The sequence below is a fragment of the Lentilactobacillus sp. SPB1-3 genome (assembly GCF_026913205.2).
GTDB classification, from domain to species: Bacteria; Bacillota; Bacilli; order Lactobacillales; family Lactobacillaceae; genus Lentilactobacillus; species Lentilactobacillus terminaliae.
In genome coordinates, this window is record NZ_CP168151.1 from 927,531 (window position 1) to 947,078 (window position 19,548).

Genomic DNA, 19,548 nt, shown 5'->3' on the forward strand with positions numbered 1-19,548 from the left:
AACCCCAGCTTTACTTATGTATTAAAAAGAAAGAGGCAGAAAATGCGAGTTAGAAAAAAACCATGGGCAGCGTCATTTATCAATGACCACCAAGAATACATTGTTCTAGAACCGAAAAATTATTTAGGCAAATGGCAATCCAGATTTGCTAAGGAACAACCATTACATGTTGAAATTGGTACCGGTAAGGGTCAGTTTATTATTGAAATGGCCAAACAACATCCTGAAATCAATTTTATTGGAATTGAACTGCAAGAGTCTGTAATCGCCACTGCATTAAGAACATTTTTAGAAGCGCCAACACCTAACCTTCAATTCGTTTTGACTGACGGTGGGGATGTCAATGAATTTTTCAACCAACACGAAATCGAAAAGATTTATCTTAACTTCTCTGATCCATGGCCAAAATCTCGTCACGCAAAGCGTCGATTGACGTCACCAGGTTTCTTGAAAAGCTATCAAGAAGTCTTACAAGAAGACGGTGCCATTGAATTTAAGACTGATAATCGTGGATTGTTTGAGTATTCATTGATTAGTTTTAATAACTATGGCATGAGTTATGAATACGTTAGTTTGGATCTGCATAATTCACCAGAAGCAGTTACTAACGTCGAAACAGAGTATGAACAGAAATTCAGTCCCAAAGGACCAATTTATAAACTGGTAGCCAAGTTTAATTCATCGTTACCTGATGACTAGTGATAACACCAGATTGGTCAGCGTAATACTCGTGAATTAAAACATTTGCTGAATTATCTTCGTAGTCTAATCCGAAGTGAAACGCTTGCTTACCATTGTTACTGTTCTGTTCAAACCAGCTACCAAGGAAAGTTAAATTAGAGTCATCAATTGTTGGCTTGACCTTATTAATGAGTCGGTTTTGCAGTGATCGCATTAAAGCCTGATGTTTTTTATTATCACCAAGTTTTTTAGCGACAAATAGTACCATAGAAATACTAGTAAGTGATAAACTGTATAGAAGAGATTTAGCTTGCATCATGATGCCTCCAGTAATTTAATTATTAGATACATTATATAGCAAGCTTGCTCTTTGTAAATTAACTGATTCATTCAGTAGAAAGAAAAGGGATTTCAAATGGAAGTACTTGAAAAAACTAACTACGCCAACCTCATAGATCAGCACAAAGATGGCAAATACATGCTATTCTTCACTGCTGACTGGTGCCCTGATTGCCGCTTCATTAAGCCAGCTATGCCAGAAATCGAATCTGAATTTTCTGATTATACATTTCTAACAGTTGACCGTGATGAAAATATCGATCTTGCTGCTGAAATGGGTATCATGGGAATCCCAAGTTTCGTTGCGCTTTCTGACGGCGAAGAAATCGGTCGTTTTAATAACGGAGACCGTAAAACAAAAAAAGAGGTTGAAGATTTTATCAACTCACTTAATTAAATTGATGTATGGAAAGGTTTTTTAAATGTTAATTGCAAGTTATAATCCTAAGGGGACGGGCGACACATTAATTGTGATCTTACGTCCAGACACTAAAGAGCAAAAACAAGAAATCAAGAATGACATAGTGCGAATTTCAGATGTTGAATCTAATGAAACGTTAGGTTACAACTTCTTTAATGCCAGTCAGATTCTCGATGACTTAGAAGGAGTTAATGGTCAAGCGCCATTAACGGCTACTGATGTTGACAAACTAAATTCTGCTTTGGTGGCTGCTGGTTTTACTGGAGATATTGAATTTGATCCAGAACCTAAGTTTGTCATTGGCTATGTGAAGAAGATGGAAGATCATCCTGATTCTGATCATTTGAAGGTAACCATTACAGTTGTTGATGGTGGAAAAGAGCTTCAAATCGTTAGTGGCTCACCTAACATGGCTGAAGATATCAAGGTAGTTGTTGCCAAAGTTGGTGCTATGATGCCTGATGGATTAATAATTTGGCCTGGTAAACTTCGTGGAGTAGAGAGCGATGGCATGATTGTTTCTGGTCGTGAATTACGATTAGCCAATGCTCCACAGAAAAAGGGAGCATTGATCTTGCCAAATGATTTTGGCGAAGTTGGTGATACCTTTGACTTTGACAAAGGTCAGCACATTTTTGATTAAAAAAGAAAAACGCAGGGGATTGCAATGAATCATTATGATGGCCCTGCTTTTTTTCGTAGAAAACGCGAAAAACGGCAGGAAGTAACTAATAAAAAATTAAATACAGAGTCTGATGATCGTCAATCTAAGATTAAAAAGGTAAGTCATCCAGAAGAAAGCACCAAAACTTCTAAAAGAGAGCAAACTAGCCAACAAGTATTGGCCTCAGCTCGCTCATTTTATGATTTACCGAGTGAAAAAAGCATTCGTCGAACTCCAGGCAATAACCAAAGAACTGCCGTTCCTGGTAGCAGACGTCGTGGACTATACGATTTATTTAAAACTGAATTGGCTGTTCAACCAGATCAGTTGATTTTATTTAGTCCAGTGGGGAATGAGTATGATTTTGATTTAGATAATGCGACAGTAAATGCTCAATCTGGGCAAGTTGTCGTTGAAGAGGAACCGGTTGTTAGAGAAAGTGATTCTGATAATGCACCGTTGCCTAATGATCAATGGCTCGATAATTCAAATTCAGCAACTGAAGTATCATCACAAGATGATCAAGATGTCGAGGATGAAGAGGTGGCAGATAGTTCGGCGAATGAAGAATTTAATGAACCTGATTCTGAACCAGATATTTATGATCAAACGGACAATCAATTGGATTCTATTGATGATACTGATACCGCTGAATCAATGAACGACTATCAAGAGAGTAATTTTGAAACTTCAATGACTACTGTTGAGGATCCTTCGAAGATGGATGAAGATGATTCGTCTGTTGAAGAATCACTAACTCAACCAAGTCTAAGGGCCGCGAAGAAAGTTAAGGTTCGCAAAGGACTTGGCAAATCATTCAAAGCGATGCTGCATCAAAGATCTAATAAGTTAAACGATACTGACCGCCATTCTAAAGAAACTGGTTCTTATGATAATCGGGTGGATACTTTTAATGAACCTGAAAATGATCAGGTAGATTTACAATCGTCAGTCGCATTTACCAGCCATAACGAAGCAAGTGAAGTTTCAGATGCTCGGGCCGATCAAGAAAATTCAGTGGATGATGCGCCAGTTGAATTCAATGAACATTGGCGACCATCAATCACTCTGCTGGACAAAGAGCCAACCGATAACATTCAGTTGAACGATTCATTTGTGACGGAGCAAATTACGAAGTTGAACCAAACTTTGTCGGCATTTAAAGTCAATGCTGAAGTGGTTAACTATACTGTCGGACCAACCATTACTCAGTTTGAAATCAAGTTAGCTTTGGGTGTTAAAGTTAGTCGGATCACCAATTTAGTTGATGATCTTAAACTTGCATTGGCTGCCAAAGATATTCGAATTGAGGCGCCAATTCCAGGCAAGTCAACAGTCGGAATTGAAGTTCCTAATCCACATTCAAGACCAGTTAATTTGGCTGAGATTATTGATTCGCCAGAATTTGTTAACGAGCAAGCCTCATTAGTCGCTGCAATTGGTGAAGATATTTCTGGAACCCCAGTAGTAGGGGACATTTCAAAAATGCCACACGCGTTGATTGCCGGGGCCACCGGTTCTGGTAAAAGTGTGTTTATTAATGGCTTATTAACGTCGTTAATGTATAAAGCTAGCCCAGCTGATTTGAAACTGCTTTTGATTGACCCTAAGGCAGTTGAGCTTTCAATGTACAGTGGCATACCTCATTTGTTGGCGCCAGTTATTTCTGATCCACAAACAGCAACTCAAGCTTTGAAATGGGTTACTAAAGAAATGGATGAACGATACGAAAAACTGGCTGCTGCTTCGGTTCAAAATATTAAACAGTTTAACCAAAAAGCTGAGGATTCTGGAGAGTATGGCTTGAAAATGCCTTATATTCTCATTGTAATTGATGAATTAGCTGATTTAATGATGGTTTCTTCTCAAGATACAGAAATGTATATTGCCAGAATCACGCAAAAGGCACGGGCTGCCGGTATTCACTTGATTGTAGCTACGCAAAGGCCTAGTGTGGATGTTGTTACGGGAACCATTAAGAATAATATTCCAACTCGAATCGCTTTTGCTGTTTCTAGTCAGATCGATTCACGAACCATTTTAGATACTTCTGGTGCCGAAAAGTTACTTGGAAAAGGGGACATGCTTTATTTGCAAAGCGGTTCCTCAAAACCAGTTCGGCTACAAGGAGCGTTTGTTAAGAACGATGAGATTCATCGCGTAATCGATTATGTTAGACAGACAGGTAAGCCACATTATCAATTTTCTCCTGAAGCATTGAAAAAATCTTACGAAGAAGCCGAGCAAAGTGACCCAATCATGGGTGATGTTTTAAATTATATTGCCGAGGAAGACTCTATTTCTACTTCAAAGCTTCAACGAGTCTTTTCAATCGGGTATAATAGAGCTGCAACGATTATTGATGATTTGGAAGAGCAACATTATATTTCCGAACAGCACGGTTCCAAGCCGAGAGAAATTTACTATCGGAAGAATAGTGAGCAAGAATAAAAATAACTTTAGTTAGGAAGAGAGATATGGATTCAGATACGACTTATCATTTTGTAGGAATTAAGGGAACGGGAATGAGTGCAATGGCACTTATTTTGCATGACCGGGGAATGAAGGTTCAAGGTTCAGATATTGAACAATACACATTTACCCAACGAGGATTAGAAAAAGCTGGTATTGAAGTAATGCCATTTGATCCTGAAAATATTCATGAAGGACTTACAATTATTGCTGGTAATTCATTTAATGATGATCATCCAGAAATCAAAAAAGCCCGCGACATGGGACTAACTGTTTACCGCTATCATGATTTCTTAGGTAAAATGATTGAAGGCAAGACCAGTATTGGAGTGGCCGGTGCGCATGGTAAAACTAGTACCACAGGTTTATTAGCCCACGTGTTATCTGGTATTTCTCCAACAGATTATTTAATCGGTGATGGTTCAGGTAAGGGTGTTCCTGATGCTCGGTTCTTTGTATACGAAGCAGATGAATATCGCCGACATTTCTTAGCTACATATCCTGACTACGCAATCATGACAAATATCGATTTCGATCATCCTGATTATTACGAAAGTATTGATGATGTTGTTGATGCATTTACATCATTTGCTAGTCACGTTAAAAAAGGCATTTTTGCATGGGGCGATGATGAACATCTCCGTCAACTTAAGGCTGACGTACCCGTATATTACTATGGACTAAAGGACACTGATGATTTTCAAGCTGTTGATGTGAAGAGAACAACTAGTGGTTCAACATTTACTGTCATGTATCATGGTGAATCATTAGGAGAATTTGAAGTGCCATTGTATGGTGAACACAACGTGTTAAACTCACTTGCAGTTATCGCTGTCTCATACTTTGAAAAAGTCGATCTTGATGAAATTCGTCGAGAACTGCTCAGTTTCTCTGGTGTTAAACGTCGTTTCTCTGAGAGAAAAGTTGCCGACATGACAATTATCGATGACTACGCACATCATCCTTCTGAAATTAAGGCTACATTGGATGCTGCTAGACAAGAGTATCCTAATAAAGAAATCATCGTAGTCTTCCAACCACATACATTTAGTAGAACCATCGCATTGATGGATGATTTTGCTAAGAGTTTGAACTTGGCTGACAAAGTATTCTTGACTGATATTTATAGTTCACCACGTGAAAAATCAGGAAATGTTTCTTCTCAAGATTTGGGTGCCAAGATTACCAAGGGTGGTCAAATCTTGAAGGTCGAAAACATGTCACCATTACTTGATTACGATAATGATGTTGTTATCTTCATGGGTGCGGGAGATATTCAAAAGTATGAACAAGCTTATGAAGAATTACTAAGTCACTTAAGCAAAAAAGTAAATTAATTAATTTTCCTTTATGAAGACCATTAATTGGGTATAATTGCTTGATTAATGGTCTTTGTTTGCTAAAATTACTTAAAACAATAAAAAAGGAGCGATTTAATTGGATAACTTTTCAAATCAAGATGCTCGTCGAGTGGTTAACGCGGACTCTGGTTTAAATAAATTTTTAACCAAGATGTATGGTTGGATGTCACTTGCCGTACTAGTTTCAGCCATTACCGCATACGTGGTTGTCGAAACTGGTGGTGGAACCATTGCAATGGCAATAGCTGCCAATCCTTTGCTTAGATGGGGTTCATTGATTGCTTGGATCATTATTCCAATGGTTATTTCAGTTCAGTCAATGAAACGGCCGACAGCTAGTTTTGTGATGTTGATGATCTATTCTGTGTTAACTGGTTTAGTCTTCTCATCATTGCTGTTAGTTTATACAGGTAAGTCAATCTTCTCAGCATTTCTAAGCGCTGCAGCAATCTTTGTGACAATGACTATTATGGGTGTCGTTACAAAACGGAACCTTAATCGTTTGGGTACTCAGATTACTGGTGCATTGATTGCTTTGATCGTGGCAATGGTAATTAACATCTTCTTAAGAAGTTCAGCGATTGGCTTCTTCTTATCATTAGCTGCCGTTGTTATTTTCTCAATTTTAACAATGTACGATTCAAATCGTCTTACCAAGATGTACACGCAATATGGCAGTACTGGTCAAGTATCAGTTAATGGTATTGCCGTCTTTGGTGCTTTACAACTATATCTAGATTTTGTTAACCTATTCATCCAGTTATTAAATATTTTGGGTGTAACTGATAATAAATAATTTCTGTAAGTTTAAGTTATATAAGGTGTGTGAGGAATTTGTAGTCAAATTCTTCATATACCTTTTTTACATATTTGAGTTTTATCCGTGATTTGAATTAGTTAGAATTATTATTAGCTGAGTAAGGTAATAATTGCTCTCTTCGTGGTAAAATTAAATGAGAAGAATTACGCACAATACAAATTGTTAGGAGATTCTAATGCCAAAAAAATTATTATTAATTGACGGAAATAGTGTCGCGTTCAAGGCTTTCTATGCACTTTATACATCTATGGAAAGATTTGTTAACTCCGAAGGATTGCATACTAGTGCAATGTACGGTTTTAACTTAATGTTGAACAAGGTATTAGAAGATGAACAACCAACGGATGTGTTGGTTGCTTTTGACGCTGGCAAGACAACTTTTAGAACTAAGATGTTTGATGAATATAAAGGTGGTAGAAGTAAGACACCTAGTGAATTGTCAGAACAGTTTCCTTTTTTACGAGAAATGTTAGCAGATCGTGGTATTAAAACTTATGAGCTTGCTGATTACGAAGCTGATGATATTATTGGAACTTTGGCTAAACAAGCTGATGAATCTGGTGATTATCAAACAGTCATCGTGACTGGTGATAGAGATTTAACGCAATTAACCTCGAATACCACCACTGTTCAAGTCTCTAAAAAAGGGGTTACTGACTTAGAATCATATACTCCCGCTTACGTTGAAGAAAAATTGGGTGTTAAGCCAGAACAAATTATTGAAATTAAAGGTCTTCGTGGTGATACTTCTGATAATTATCCAGGAGTCGAAAAAGTCGGTGAAAAGACTGCCGTTAAACTGATTCAACAGTTTGGAACCATCGATAATATTTATGCCAACATCGATGATGTTTCTGGTAAGAAACTTAAAGAACATTTGATCAATGATCAAGAAAAAGCGTTGATGGCTAGAACTTTAGCAACTATTAATCGGGATGCTCCTTTAACCATCGGATTAGATGATTTAGTTTACCAAGGAGACAATTCTGAAACTTTGCCAGCATTCTACGAGAAGATGGGCTTCAAATCTTTTCTCGATAAGTTAGCTCCTAGTGAAGAAGTTGACCAAAGCACAGAAATTGAATATCAAGTGTTGACGAAGGATAATCTTCAAGATGTTCAGGACTCCATTAATGATGAGTTTTCACTTCAAGTGGAATTAAGTGATGAGAATTATCATTTAGCTGATATTGTTGGCTTTGCTTTAGGTAGCGGAGAAAAATGGTTTGCTAGTAATCAAATAGACTTATTAAGTAGCCCCGTTATTAAGAAGTTGCTAGAATCAGACAAAATTAAGGTTAATGTTTTTGATGCTAAGCGGACATATGTAGCTTTAAATCGTTTGGGAATCACGTTGAAAAACGTTGATTTTGATATGCTATTGGTTTCTTATTTATTGGATACCAGCAACAACAGTAACGACGTGGCAACAATTGCTAGAAGTCAGGGATATCGTAATATTCAAACTGATGAGGATGTTTATGGTAAAGGTGCTAAACGCTCGATACCAGTTGATCAACCAGAATTCTTGGATCATCTGATTCATAAAGCCTGTGCCATTGATCAGCTTCACGAAAAGATGTTTGTCGAATTAGATGAACATGATCAAACAGATTTGTATCGCGACATGGAAATTAAAATTGCCTTTGTTCTTTCACGGATGGAAATTGCTGGGATTAAGGTCTTACCCCAAACGTTGGAAGAAATGGGCAGCAAGTTTAAAGAACGCCAGAGCGAAATTGAACAACAAATATTCAATCAAGCCGGTGAAGAATTCAATATTGGTTCACCTAAACAATTAGGGAAAATATTATTTGAAAAACTAAAACTACCAGTAATTAAAAAGACCAAGACTGGCTATTCAACTGCCGTCGATGTTTTGGAAAAGTTAGCTCCAGATGCTCCTATCGTGCAAAACATATTGGATTATCGACAAATCAGTAAGTTATTGTCGACGTATATTGAAGGGCTACTCAAGGTTATTCATCCCGATGACTCAAAAGTTCATACTCGTTATTTGCAAACATTGACCGCCACTGGTCGATTATCATCAGTTGATCCTAATCTGCAAAATATACCCATCAGATCAGAAGATGGTAAAAGAATTCGCGAAGCCTTTGTTCCTAGTCATGAAGGCTGGCAGATCTTCTCGTCAGATTATTCTCAAATTGAATTACGAGTTCTTGCATCTTTATCTGGTGATAAAAATATGCAGGCCGCATTTAAGTCTGGTGAAGATATTCATGCGGAAACTGCCCGGAGAATTTTCGGCTTGGAGTCCAATGCGGATGTTACTCCTAATTTAAGAAGACAAGCCAAAGCGGTTAACTTTGGAATCGTCTACGGAATTTCTGATTATGGTCTGGCAAATAACACTGGGATCACAAGAAAACAAGCTCGGGAATTCATCGATAGATACTTTGAAGAATATCCAGGTGTGAAAAAGTATACTGAAGATATTGTTAAATTTGCTCGAGAGCACGGGTATGTCGAAACAATTGCTCATCGGAGAAGATATTTACCAGACATTAATTCTAAGAGCTTTAATCTGCGTTCATTTGCCGAAAGAACGGCTATGAATACACCAATTCAAGGAAGCGCAGCAGATATCATCAAAATTGCGATGATTAAAATGGATGAAGCATTAGAAAAAATGGATACGAAGATGTTGCTACAAGTCCATGATGAATTGATTTTTGAAGTTCCTGAAGAGGAATTAGACGAAATTAAAACATTGATTCCTAAGGTAATGGATGAAGCAATCGATTTGGCAGTTCCATTAAAAGTAGAAAGTCATTATGGCAAGAATTGGTACGAAGCAAAATAATTATTTATGTTAGTGAGGGGTTTAGATGCCAGAATTACCTGAAGTTGAAACAGTAAAACGAGGATTAAATGAATTAGTTGCAGGCAGTACTATTAAGGATATTGAAGTTCTGTATCCAAAAATGATCAGTAATGTCACTGCAGATCAATTTATTGCTACGCTAAAAAATCGCAAGTTAGAAAAAGTTGATCGCCGTGGCAAGTATTTGTTGATTCGCTTGTCAGATGGGCTGACGATTGTTTCTCATTTGAGAATGGAAGGTAATTATGATGTGGTGCCTGATGGTACGGAACCTAACAAACATACACATATTATTTTTCACTTAACCGATGGTCGTGAATTAAGATATAATGACACTCGTAAGTTTGGCCGGATGTCAGTGGTTAATACCGGTGACGAATACACGGTGGCGGGATTGAAGACGATTGGTCCTGAACCAACCGAAGACACCTTAGACATTGATTATATGGTGAAAATTTTTGGTAAAAGTCGAAAAGTGGTCAAACCATTCTTATTGGATCAAAGTAATATTGCCGGTTTGGGAAATATTTATGCTGACGAAGTATTATGGATGAGCAAAATTCACCCTGAAAGACCCGCTAATTCACTAACCAAACCAGAATTAGTTGAATTAAGGAAAAATATTATTTTAGAACTTCAAAAGGCCATTGCTGGTCATGGAACCACTGTTCATTCTTATTCAAATGCGTATGGTGAAGCAGGTAGTTTCCAGAATCAACTCAATGTTTATGGGCGTGAAGGTCAACCATGTTTGCGCTGTGGGACACCTATCGTTAAAATCAAATTAGCTCAACGAGGAACTCATTTCTGTCCTCATTGTCAGGTTTTACCTGAGGAGGGTTAGCATGCCTAAGATTATTGGTTTAACTGGTGGAATTGCCACTGGTAAGACCCAGGTATCTAATTACTTGAAGTCATTAGGCATCTCAGTTATCGATGCAGATATAGTGACTCGACAAGTAGAATCAAAGGGTCAACCAGGTTTGGCGGCCATTATTGACAATTTTGGGGATGAGTTTTTGAATGAAGATGGTGAGCTAGATCGGCAACGGTTTGGTAACATGGTTTTTAGTTCAAAGCGGTCGTTAACTAAGCTCATTCGAGTCATCAATCCGTTTATTGAGCAGGAAATATATCATCAAATCGAATTGCATTCATCAGAAAATGTGATTGTTCTGGACGCCCCAACGTTGTTTGAAAATGGGTACAATAGTATAGTTGATGAGATAGTATTGGTTTATGCGGATCCAACAACGCAACTTACTAGATTAATGAATAGAAATCAGTTGGCGACTGCTGATGCAATGAAGCGAATTGCCAGCCAGTGGTCATTAACAATTAAACAAGAGCTCGCCGATGTAGTTTTTTATAATTCAGGTGAGTTTAACTTAACTAAACAACAGATAGATAATTGGATAAAAAAAGAGAATTTTAAGGAGTGATCGTTCATGCAGTGTCCTCATTGTGGTCACAATAGTTCCAAAGTTATTGACAGTCGACCAACTGATGATGGTCGGGTTATTCGACGCAGACGTGAATGCGAAAATTGTGGCTTCAGATTTACCACTTTTGAACGAGTTGAAGTTACCCCGTTATTAGTAATCAAAAAGAATGGTAATCGTGAAGAATTCAATCGTGAAAAGTTGATGAAGGGAATTGTTAGGTCAGCTGAAAAACGTCCAGTATCAATGAACGCGATTACTGACCTGGTTGATCGGGTCGAAAACCGTCTTCGCTCAAGTGGAGATAGTGAGGTTACCAGTAATGAAATTGGTGAATATGTGATGGAAGATCTTGCATCTTTAGATCAAATTGCCTACATCAGATTCGCATCGGTTTACCGTCAATTCAAGGATATGTCAGTCTTTTATAAAGAATTAAAAGAAATGATGGAAAAAAATGATAACAGTTCAACGGATAATAGTGGTGATAAATAAATGGTAAATGAGGAAAGACTGTCGCCAGATAGTCGATTCGCAACAACAGCTCGTAATAGTAATCAGGAACCGAATCTTAGCGTATTAACCGATCTATATTTACCATTGATTGGTTCAAACGCTTTTTCGTTGTACATGCTATTATTTGGAATTGCTAGAGAAGATAAGTATCAATTCAAAGCACATTCATTCTACGAACTGCAATCTATTCTTAATTTATCACTTTCAGATATCGAAACGGCTCAGCATAAACTCGAAGCTGTTGACTTGTTATCAACGTCTATCGGTAATGAAAAAGTTTATCGATTTGCGATGCATTTACCTCTGTCATCTGCAGAATTTTTGCGAACCGATTTATTAACCACCTTACTATTAGGGAGAGTTGGTAGTGTAACTTTCAAACAATTGGTTCAAAGAGTCGATCAGCCACAGAATGATTCAAAAGAGACGCAAGATATCTCTGCTTCTTTATTGGATGTCTTCACTGTTACCAAGACAGCGGTGCAAAATCCACCCAAAGAAGTCGTTGAATTACAACAGAGAAAAGCTGATCACTCAAGACTATCTGTAAACCAACAGGCTCTAAAACAAAATCCGTTTGATTTTAATTTGTTGATTGAAGTTTTGTCGAATTCATTTATTGATATCGAAAGTGTAAAGACTGCATATAACGCCATAATTGCGGAACATTTACTGTATGATATTGATGAAGTTACGATGAGCAAGCTGATTTTAAAAGCCGTTGATTTAAAGAACAATCAATTAGATACTGACCGTTTAAGTCAGGTAATTGCCAATGATTATCAGAATGCTACTACAGGCCAAATGAAGAAGACAGTTGTGCAGGCCACTAAACCAGTTGCTAAGGCTAGTCAGTCTTCGTTTGACACGCAAACTAAGCAAATTATCTTGATTGCCCAAAAGACTGCTCCACTAGCTTTCTTGAATCAGGTCAAAAAACAAAAGGGCGGTTTTGTTTCTAGTAACGAGCAACGAGCAATTAGAGACTTGGTAGCTAAAGACATACTGCCAATTCAAGTCATTAACATCATGACTTACTATGTTCTGGTCAGCATGGGGAATGCCACAGTGAATAAGGGTCTGCTTGAAGCAATCGCTAATGATTGGGCACAGAAGAAAGTGGCTACTGCTGAGGATGCGATTGTTGCAATCAAGAAAAGACAAGAAGAGCAATCACAACCAAAAAAGAATACCAGAAGGCAGTCTAATGGTCGTCACACAGTCAAAGAAACATTGCCAGATTGGGCGAAGAGAGAGAATAGAAATAAGGACTTGTCAAGCAGTACGATGACTCCTGAAAAGGCAAAAAAGTTAAAAGAAAAGTTGGATAGACTAAATATAAAGAAAAAGTAGGTGAATTGAGTGGAAAATGTCTCTGAATCGATGAAGAAAATTTTGGCTAGTAAGCATTTGAATGATAATTTTGATAAATTGGTTACGGCTGTGAAGCAAGACCCTGAAATCACTGATTTTGTGAAAGAACACCAATCCGAATTAGCTAGTGATGCGGTCGAACGGTCGATTGCTAAATTGTATGAATTTTATAATGTGAAGCAAAAAAATGCACACCAGGAGAAAACGTTTGCTCCAGGATATTTACCTCATTTGGTGGTAAACGACCGTTTAATTGATATCATCTACAGTGCCTCTCCTGAAGTGCAGGCAAGACAGAAAGAGCTGGCACAAAAACGATTGATTACGACTGTTCTCATGCCAAAGGATGTTCAAGATGCTAATCTTGAAAATTTCTTTTCTGATGATGGTAATAAATCAGATGTTCTTGATGCAGCCATTGATTTTATAGATGAGTTCAATGCGAGTCCCGATACTTTCCATCAGGGGTTATATTTATATGGACATTACGGTGTTGGAAAGACGTATTTACTTGGTGCAATCGCTAATAAGCTATCAGAATGGGGGGTTCAAACTACACTAGTTCATTTTCCAAGTTTGGCGGTGGAGATGAAAGCAGCTATTTCTGATAATTCAGTAGCTAGTAAAATTGATTCAATAAAAAAATCGTCAGTTTTGATGATTGATGATATTGGTGCTGATTCGATGTCTAGTTGGGTGAGAGACGATATTTTAGGAGTAATTCTAGAGTATCGAATGCAACAACAATTACCAACATTCTTCTCCTCCAATTTTTCAATGGAGAAACTAGAGGATGAGCATTTGCGAGTCACTCAACATGGAGATAACGAGCCGTTAAAGGCAGGTCGCTTGATGGAAAGAATTAGATTTTTATCACGACCAGTTGAAATGGATGGTCCCAATCGAAGATTGCATTAAAATTTTATTTGACAATAATTGTTGGTAATCATATACTCTAATCATTGATGGAAAGACATGACTATCGTGACTCATCCCAGGGAGGGTTTTCATATACTGAAAGAAAACCTGTTAAGATCACTATAGTTACCACTTTTCAGCTTCGGATTGCGGACAATGCTATCCCGGTAGGTAACCGTTAGCAACCACTTGAGAGCTTTAATTTATTTAAAGTAATATGGGTGGAACCGCGCTAAATGCGTCCCTGGTGTATATATTTGTACACCAGGGACTTTTTTTGTGGTTTCAGTTCAATAAAAAAGGGAGATAATAATATGGCAGATCTATCATTTGAATTTCCAGATGGCAGTATTAAAGAATTTGCTGACGCAGTTGTTGGTGAAGAGATTGCAAAGTCAATTTCAATTAGTTTAGCTAAAAAAGCCGTTGCTGCTAAAGTTGATGGCAAACTACATTCAATTAATGAACCTTTACATAAGGGTGGCAAGTTAGAAATTATTACTAAGGACAGCGTTGAAGGTTTAACAGTTCTTAGACAAACTGCTGCTCAAATCTTAAAAATGGCTATCACTCAAGATTTTGATAACGTTCAATTTGGTGAAAGCGTTGCTGATGTTGATGGTTTCTACGTTGACACTGACAAAGCCGGAACTCAAATTACTGTTGATGAACTTGACGGTTTAGCTAACTCAATGAAAAAAATCGTTTCAGATAACTTAGAAATTAGTTCTTTAGAATTATCAGTTGCTGATGCTAAAAAATTAGCTGGCGATGATCAATATCAATTGTCATTGATCGACAAGTTAGCAGTTGATGGTCAAGTGCTATATAACCAAATTGGCGATTTCAAAGGAATTTCAGAAGGCGCTGTATTACCAAAGACTGGTGCTGTTAAGATCTTCAAGTTACTTTCAGTTGCTGGAGCATACTGGGAAGGTAAGTCATCAAACCCAATGCTACAAAGAATTTACGCAACTGCCTTCAACAAGCAAGCTGAACTTGATGAAGATTTGAAACAACGTCAAGAAGCTCGTGACCGTGATCACCGTGTAATCGGTAACCAACTTGATTTATTCTTCGTTGATCCTAAGGTCGGCGCCGGATTACCATACTGGATGCCAAATGGTGCTACTATCAGAAGAACCATTGAACGATACATTATCGACCGTGAAGTGGCTAATGGTTACCAACATGTTTACACTCCAGTGCTTGCCAACCTTGATCTATACAAGCAATCTGGACACTGGGATCACTATCGTGAAGACATGTTCCCACCAATGGACATGGGTGATGGCGAAATGCTTGAGTTACGTCCTATGAACTGTCCTTCACATATCCAAGTTTACAAGCATCACATTCGCTCATACCGTGAATTACCACTTAGAATCGCTGAATTAGGTATGATGCACCGTTATGAAAAATCAGGAGCCCTTTCAGGATTACAACGTGTTCGTGAAATGACTTTGAATGATGGTCACACTTTTGTAACTCTTGACCAAATCCAAGAAGAATTCCAAAAGATTCTTAAGTTAATGGTTTCTGTATATCATGACTTCGATATTAACGATTACACATTCCGTTTGAGTTATCGTGATCCAAAGAATACTGAAAAGTACTTTGATGATGATGAAATGTGGAACCGTGCTCAAGGTATGTTGAAGGGTGCCATGGATGAATTAGGCTTAGACTACGTTGAAGCTGAAGGTGAAGCTGCATTCTACGGTCCTAAGCTTGATGTTCAAACTAAGACTGCCCTAGGTAACGAAGAAACTCTATCAACTATCCAATTAGACTTCATGTTGCCAGAACGATTTGACCTTCATTATGTTGGTGAAGATGGTCAAGAACATCGTCCAGTTATGATTCACCGTGGTTTGGTTTCAACTATGGAACGATTCACTGCTTACTTAACTGAAATTTATAAGGGTGCTTTCCCAACTTGGTTAGCTCCTCATCAAGTTCGTGTTATTCCAGTTAGTGAAGAAAAACATGGTGCCTTTGCACAAGAAGTTAGCGAGAAATTAAGAGAATTTAACATTCGTGCTGACGTTGATGATCGTCCAGAAAAGATGGGTTACTTAATTCGGGATGCTCAAACTCACAAGATTCCTTATACCTTAGTTGTTGGGGATGACGAAGTGAACTCAAACGCCGTTTCAGTTCGTAAGTATGGTGAAGATGATTCTAAATCTGAATCAGTCGATGCATTCGTTGATGAAATCAGAAACGATATCGATACTTACTCAAGAAACGAAGAATAAGGACAAAACCTTGACACCTAATTTGATAGATGATATTCTATTAAAGTTGACAAGAAAGTAAAGCAGAAGCGACCCGCTTCTCGCCTGAGTAAAAATGTTTACTGGGCACGATATCGAGTCAGGACTAATCACTATGTGATTCAGTCTTGTAATTGAGCGGGCGCAAATATTGCGCTCGCTTTTATTCTGCTTTTATCAATTTCGGAGGTGAAGTACCATAGCAAAAGATATGATGGTTAATGACGGAATTCGCGCTCGTGAGGTACGTCTGATTGGTGCAAATGGTGATCAACTTGGTGTTAAGTCAAAGGATGAAGCTTTAAAGCTTGCCGAAGACGCAGAGTTAGATTTAGTTTTAGTTGCTCCTAAAGCAAAGCCGCCAGTAGCAAAGATTCTGGATTACGGGAAGTACCGCTTTGAACTTCAAAAGAAGGAAAGAGAATCTCGTAAGAAGCAAAAAGTCATCAGTGTCAAAGAAGTTCGCTTAAGTCCTACGATTGATGTTAATGATTTCAACACTAAGTTAAAGAACGCTAAAAAGTTCTTAGCTAAGGGTGAAAAAGTTAGAGTTTCAATTAGATTCAAGGGACGAGCAATAACACATAAGGATATTGGTCGTGAAGTTCTTGACCGTATGGCAAAGGAAACTGCTGATGTTGCCAATGTCGAACAAAAGGCAAAGATGGACGGCCGAAGCATGTTCTTAGTGTTGTCACCAAAAGATTCAGATAAAAATTAGTTAAAATTTTTGAGGAGGAAACATAATGCCTAAACAAAAAACAAACCGCGCTGCTGCTAAGCGTTTTAAGAAGACTGCTAACGGTGGTTTCAAGAGTGGAGCCGCTTATACTAGTCACCGTTTCCACGGTAAGACAAAGAAGCAACGTCGCCAACTTCGTGGCACTCACATGATGGACAGCACTAATGTGAAGACATACAAGAAGTTATTAGCACACTAATACATTAAAAAATTAATCGCCAATAATTAGGAGGAATTCGATATGCCACGAGTAAAAGGTGGAACAGTCACACGCGCACGTCGTAAACGTGTTTTAAAATTAGCTAAGGGTTACCGTGGTGCTAAGCACCGTTTGTTCAAGACCGCTAAAGATCAAGTAATGAAGTCACAAACTTATGCATTCCGTGATCGTCGCGCTAACAAAGGTAACTTCCGTAAATTATGGATTGCCCGTATTAACGCTGCATCAAGAATCAATGGTTTGAGCTACAGTCAATTTATGCACGGTTTGAAGCTTGCTAACATTGACATGAACAGAAAGATGCTTGCTGATCTTGCAGTTAACGATGCAGATGCATTCAAAGCACTTACAGATGAAGCCAAGAAGGCTCTCAAGTAATTTTTGACTTAAACAAGACTTTCACTGGTTAACGGTGAAAGTCTTTTTAAATAATTTATTAAAAAGGGAGTTTCCCAATGATTTCTATGTTTAAACCAAGCTGGATGTTTCGGGATATTTATCATGTATCTCCAGAATTTTTGGCAGGAAATCACATAAAGTATGTTTTAACTGACCTTGATAATACATTGATTCCGTGGAACCAAATTGCCGGTGATGAGAAACTGGCAGAATGGTTAAAGGAAATGAAAAAATATGGCATTAAGGTCATTGTCGTTTCAAATAACAGTTATTCACGGATAGAGCATGCACTCGTTGATTATGACGTGAATTTCGTTTCTAGAGCATTAAAACCACTAACGTTTGGTATTGATCGCGCAATTCGCAAGTATTCACTTAATCGCAAAGAAACAGTAATGATTGGCGACCAGTTGATGACTGACGTGTTCTCGGCTAACAACAGTCGTATTAATAGCATTTTGGTAAAACCGTTAGTAAATAATGATAGTTGGACGACATGGTTTAATAGATTTATTGAACGTTTTGTGTTTCAATTACTAAAGAAAAAATATTCTGATATCCATTGGCAATAGGAGGAAATATATGGCTGAAAGCGAAGTTATAATTGATGGAGAAGTTCTTCACTGTATTGGTTGCGGAGCAGCAATTCAAACTGAGGATAAGACTAAACCGGGCTACACCCCTGAATCGGCTTTAAATAAGGGCTTGGAATCTGGTGAGGTGTATTGTCAGCGATGCTTTAGATTACGGCACTATAATGAAATTGTTCCAGTTGGCCTAACTGATGATGACTTTTTGAAATTATTATCAAGTATTTCGGCTACTGATTCTTTAATTGTCTATGTCGTTGATATTTTCGATGTTAACGGTAGTTTAATTCCAGGTCTTCACCGATTAGTAGGTGACAACAAGGTATTATTGGTTGGAAATAAGGTTGATATTTTACCAACTTCTTTCAAACATAAGAAAGTTGCTGATTGGTTGAGACAACAAGCCAATGGTGCAGGAATTAGACCAATTGGCGTACAACTTGTTTCAGGAAAAACGAATGAAGATGTCGACCGTTTACTTGCTAGTATAGATAAATATCGTAAGGGCAAGGATGTTTATGTCGTCGGCGTTACTAATGTAGGTAAATCTACATTAATTAACCAAATCATTCGTCAATCTACCGGAGTTAAGGACTTGATTACTACATCACGGTTCCCAGGAACTACGTTGGATAAAATCGAGATTCCATTAGCTGATGGTCAAACATTGACTGATACTCCAGGAATTATTCAACCAGAACAGATGGCGCATTTGCTAAATGGGGAAGAACTAAAGTTAGTTACTCCACAAAAGACAATTAAGCCAAAAGTTTATCAATTGAACCCAGAACAGACATTGTTTATGGGTGGCTTAGGTCGATTTGATTACGTTTCTGGTGATAAGAAGCACGGTTTTACAGTTTATGCTGAAAATGGGTTGTACTTGCATCGTACTAAGCTAGCGAATGCTGATGAATTTTACGAAGGCCATCTAGGTGGATTGTTAACGCCACCTACAGCGGATAATGCTGCCCAATTTGATAAATTAGTTCCGCATGAATTTAAAACTACTGTCAAGAGCGATATTGTAATTGAAGGACTAGGTTGGATTACTGTTCCTGCTGGAATCGTTGTCCGTGGATGGGCACCAAAACAAGTTGCGGTCTTAATTAGACCAGCCATGATTTAAGGGGTATACAATGGAATTAAAAGGAAAACAAAGAAGATTATTAAAATCAAAAGCCAACAGAATGAAGCCAATTTTTTCAGTTGGGAAGAATGGCTTGTCACCTGTTTGGTTAACAGAAGTCAACACGGCTATTGAAAAGCGTGAACTTATGAAGATCAACATCTTACAAAATGCAGACGTTTCAACTGATGATGTAAGAAAATATATCGAAGAAAATTCTGATATTATGGTTATTCAAGTTATTGGCCACAGTTTATTATTATTTAAAGAAGCCGGTGACCCTGATAACCGTGACGTATCAGTTGAAGTAACATCAATCTAGGAGTGTTAAAT

20 protein-coding genes and 1 other annotated feature are annotated in these 19,548 nt (G+C 37.9%); of the genes, 19 read left to right on the forward strand and 1 reads right to left on the reverse strand.

Annotated elements, in window-relative coordinates; genetic code table 11:
- The first annotated feature begins 42 nt into the window (after window positions 1-42).
- Window positions 43-699 (forward strand): tRNA (guanosine(46)-N7)-methyltransferase TrmB, encoded by a 657-nt coding sequence (gene trmB / locus O0236_RS04620; RefSeq protein ID WP_268912944.1) that lies wholly within the window; start codon window positions 43-45, stop codon window positions 697-699.
- Here trmB and O0236_RS04625 read toward each other — a convergent pair.
- Entirely contained in the window at window positions 674-997 is a 324-nt protein-coding gene (locus O0236_RS04625) for a hypothetical protein (protein ID WP_268912945.1), read from the reverse strand. The two genes, trmB and O0236_RS04625, sit on opposite strands and share 26 nt — an antisense overlap.
- A 99-nt stretch (window positions 998-1,096) precedes the next feature.
- Between O0236_RS04625 and O0236_RS04630 the strand changes: the two genes are divergently transcribed.
- From O0236_RS04630 to O0236_RS04715, 18 genes are all read left to right on the forward strand, one after another.
- Window positions 1,097-1,417, forward strand: a complete 321-nt coding sequence (locus tag O0236_RS04630; protein ID WP_268912946.1) for a thioredoxin family protein — start codon at window positions 1,097-1,099, stop codon at window positions 1,415-1,417.
- Window positions 1,418-1,442: 25 nt separating this feature from the next.
- The gene (gene ytpR, locus O0236_RS04635; protein ID WP_268912947.1) at window positions 1,443-2,084 is read left to right on the forward strand and encodes a YtpR family tRNA-binding protein; all 642 of its coding nucleotides are present in this window, start codon (window positions 1,443-1,445) and stop codon (window positions 2,082-2,084) included.
- Window positions 2,085-2,108: 24 nt separating this feature from the next.
- Entirely contained in the window at window positions 2,109-4,556 is a 2,448-nt protein-coding gene (locus O0236_RS04640) for a DNA translocase FtsK (RefSeq protein WP_268912948.1), read from the forward strand.
- A gap of 26 nt (window positions 4,557-4,582) precedes the next feature.
- Window positions 4,583-5,914 carry a UDP-N-acetylmuramate--L-alanine ligase gene (gene murC / locus O0236_RS04645; RefSeq protein ID WP_268912949.1) on the forward strand — a complete coding sequence of 444 codons (1,332 nt, stop codon included), beginning with the start codon at window positions 4,583-4,585 and terminating at the stop codon, window positions 5,912-5,914.
- A gap of 100 nt (window positions 5,915-6,014) precedes the next feature.
- Window positions 6,015-6,734, forward strand: a complete 720-nt coding sequence (locus O0236_RS04650; protein WP_268912950.1) for a Bax inhibitor-1 family protein — start codon at window positions 6,015-6,017, stop codon at window positions 6,732-6,734.
- Window positions 6,735-6,933: 199 nt separating this feature from the next.
- Window positions 6,934-9,585, forward strand: a complete 2,652-nt coding sequence (gene polA, locus O0236_RS04655) for a DNA polymerase I (protein ID WP_268912951.1) — start codon at window positions 6,934-6,936, stop codon at window positions 9,583-9,585.
- A 25-nt stretch (window positions 9,586-9,610) separates the two neighbouring features.
- Window positions 9,611-10,450 carry a DNA-formamidopyrimidine glycosylase gene (gene mutM, locus O0236_RS04660; RefSeq protein WP_268912952.1) on the forward strand — a complete coding sequence of 280 codons (840 nt, stop codon included), beginning with the start codon at window positions 9,611-9,613 and terminating at the stop codon, window positions 10,448-10,450.
- 1 nt (window position 10,451) lies between these two features.
- Window positions 10,452-11,048: a dephospho-CoA kinase gene (gene coaE / locus O0236_RS04665; RefSeq protein WP_268912953.1), complete on the forward strand. Its 597-nt coding sequence runs from the start codon at window positions 10,452-10,454 to the stop codon at window positions 11,046-11,048.
- A gap of 6 nt (window positions 11,049-11,054) precedes the next feature.
- Complete coding sequence (gene nrdR / locus O0236_RS04670; RefSeq protein WP_268912954.1) at window positions 11,055-11,543, forward strand: transcriptional regulator NrdR; 489 nt, start codon at window positions 11,055-11,057, stop codon at window positions 11,541-11,543.
- Window positions 11,544-12,917 carry a DnaD domain protein gene (locus O0236_RS04675; RefSeq protein WP_268912955.1) on the forward strand — a complete coding sequence of 458 codons (1,374 nt, stop codon included), beginning with the start codon at window positions 11,544-11,546 and terminating at the stop codon, window positions 12,915-12,917.
- A gap of 9 nt (window positions 12,918-12,926) precedes the next feature.
- Window positions 12,927-13,856 carry a primosomal protein DnaI gene (gene dnaI / locus O0236_RS04680; protein ID WP_268912956.1) on the forward strand — a complete coding sequence of 310 codons (930 nt, stop codon included), beginning with the start codon at window positions 12,927-12,929 and terminating at the stop codon, window positions 13,854-13,856.
- A gap of 314 nt (window positions 13,857-14,170) precedes the next feature.
- Window positions 14,171-16,117 carry a threonine--tRNA ligase gene (gene thrS / locus O0236_RS04685; RefSeq protein ID WP_268912957.1) on the forward strand — a complete coding sequence of 649 codons (1,947 nt, stop codon included), beginning with the start codon at window positions 14,171-14,173 and terminating at the stop codon, window positions 16,115-16,117.
- A gap of 54 nt (window positions 16,118-16,171) precedes the next feature.
- Window positions 16,172-16,310, forward strand: a sequence feature (ribosomal protein L20 leader region).
- Between the two features lie 36 nt (window positions 16,311-16,346).
- Window positions 16,347-16,856, forward strand: a complete 510-nt coding sequence (infC, locus tag O0236_RS04690) for a translation initiation factor IF-3 (protein ID WP_268912958.1) — start codon at window positions 16,347-16,349, stop codon at window positions 16,854-16,856.
- A 25-nt stretch (window positions 16,857-16,881) separates the two neighbouring features.
- A complete protein-coding gene (rpmI, locus tag O0236_RS04695; RefSeq protein WP_125008076.1) occupies window positions 16,882-17,076 on the forward strand; it encodes a 50S ribosomal protein L35 in 195 nt (64 codons plus the stop codon).
- Between the two features lie 42 nt (window positions 17,077-17,118).
- A complete protein-coding gene (gene rplT, locus O0236_RS04700; RefSeq protein WP_125008077.1) occupies window positions 17,119-17,475 on the forward strand; it encodes a 50S ribosomal protein L20 in 357 nt (118 codons plus the stop codon).
- Window positions 17,476-17,552: 77 nt separating this feature from the next.
- A complete protein-coding gene (locus O0236_RS04705; RefSeq protein ID WP_268912959.1) occupies window positions 17,553-18,068 on the forward strand; it encodes a YqeG family HAD IIIA-type phosphatase in 516 nt (171 codons plus the stop codon).
- Between the two features lie 10 nt (window positions 18,069-18,078).
- Window positions 18,079-19,215, forward strand: coding sequence for a ribosome biogenesis GTPase YqeH (yqeH, locus tag O0236_RS04710; RefSeq protein WP_268912961.1), 1,137 nt, complete (start codon window positions 18,079-18,081; stop codon window positions 19,213-19,215).
- Between the two features lie 10 nt (window positions 19,216-19,225).
- The gene (locus O0236_RS04715) at window positions 19,226-19,537 is read left to right on the forward strand and encodes a YhbY family RNA-binding protein (protein WP_268912962.1); all 312 of its coding nucleotides are present in this window, start codon (window positions 19,226-19,228) and stop codon (window positions 19,535-19,537) included.
- Window positions 19,538-19,548 lie beyond the last annotated feature (11 nt).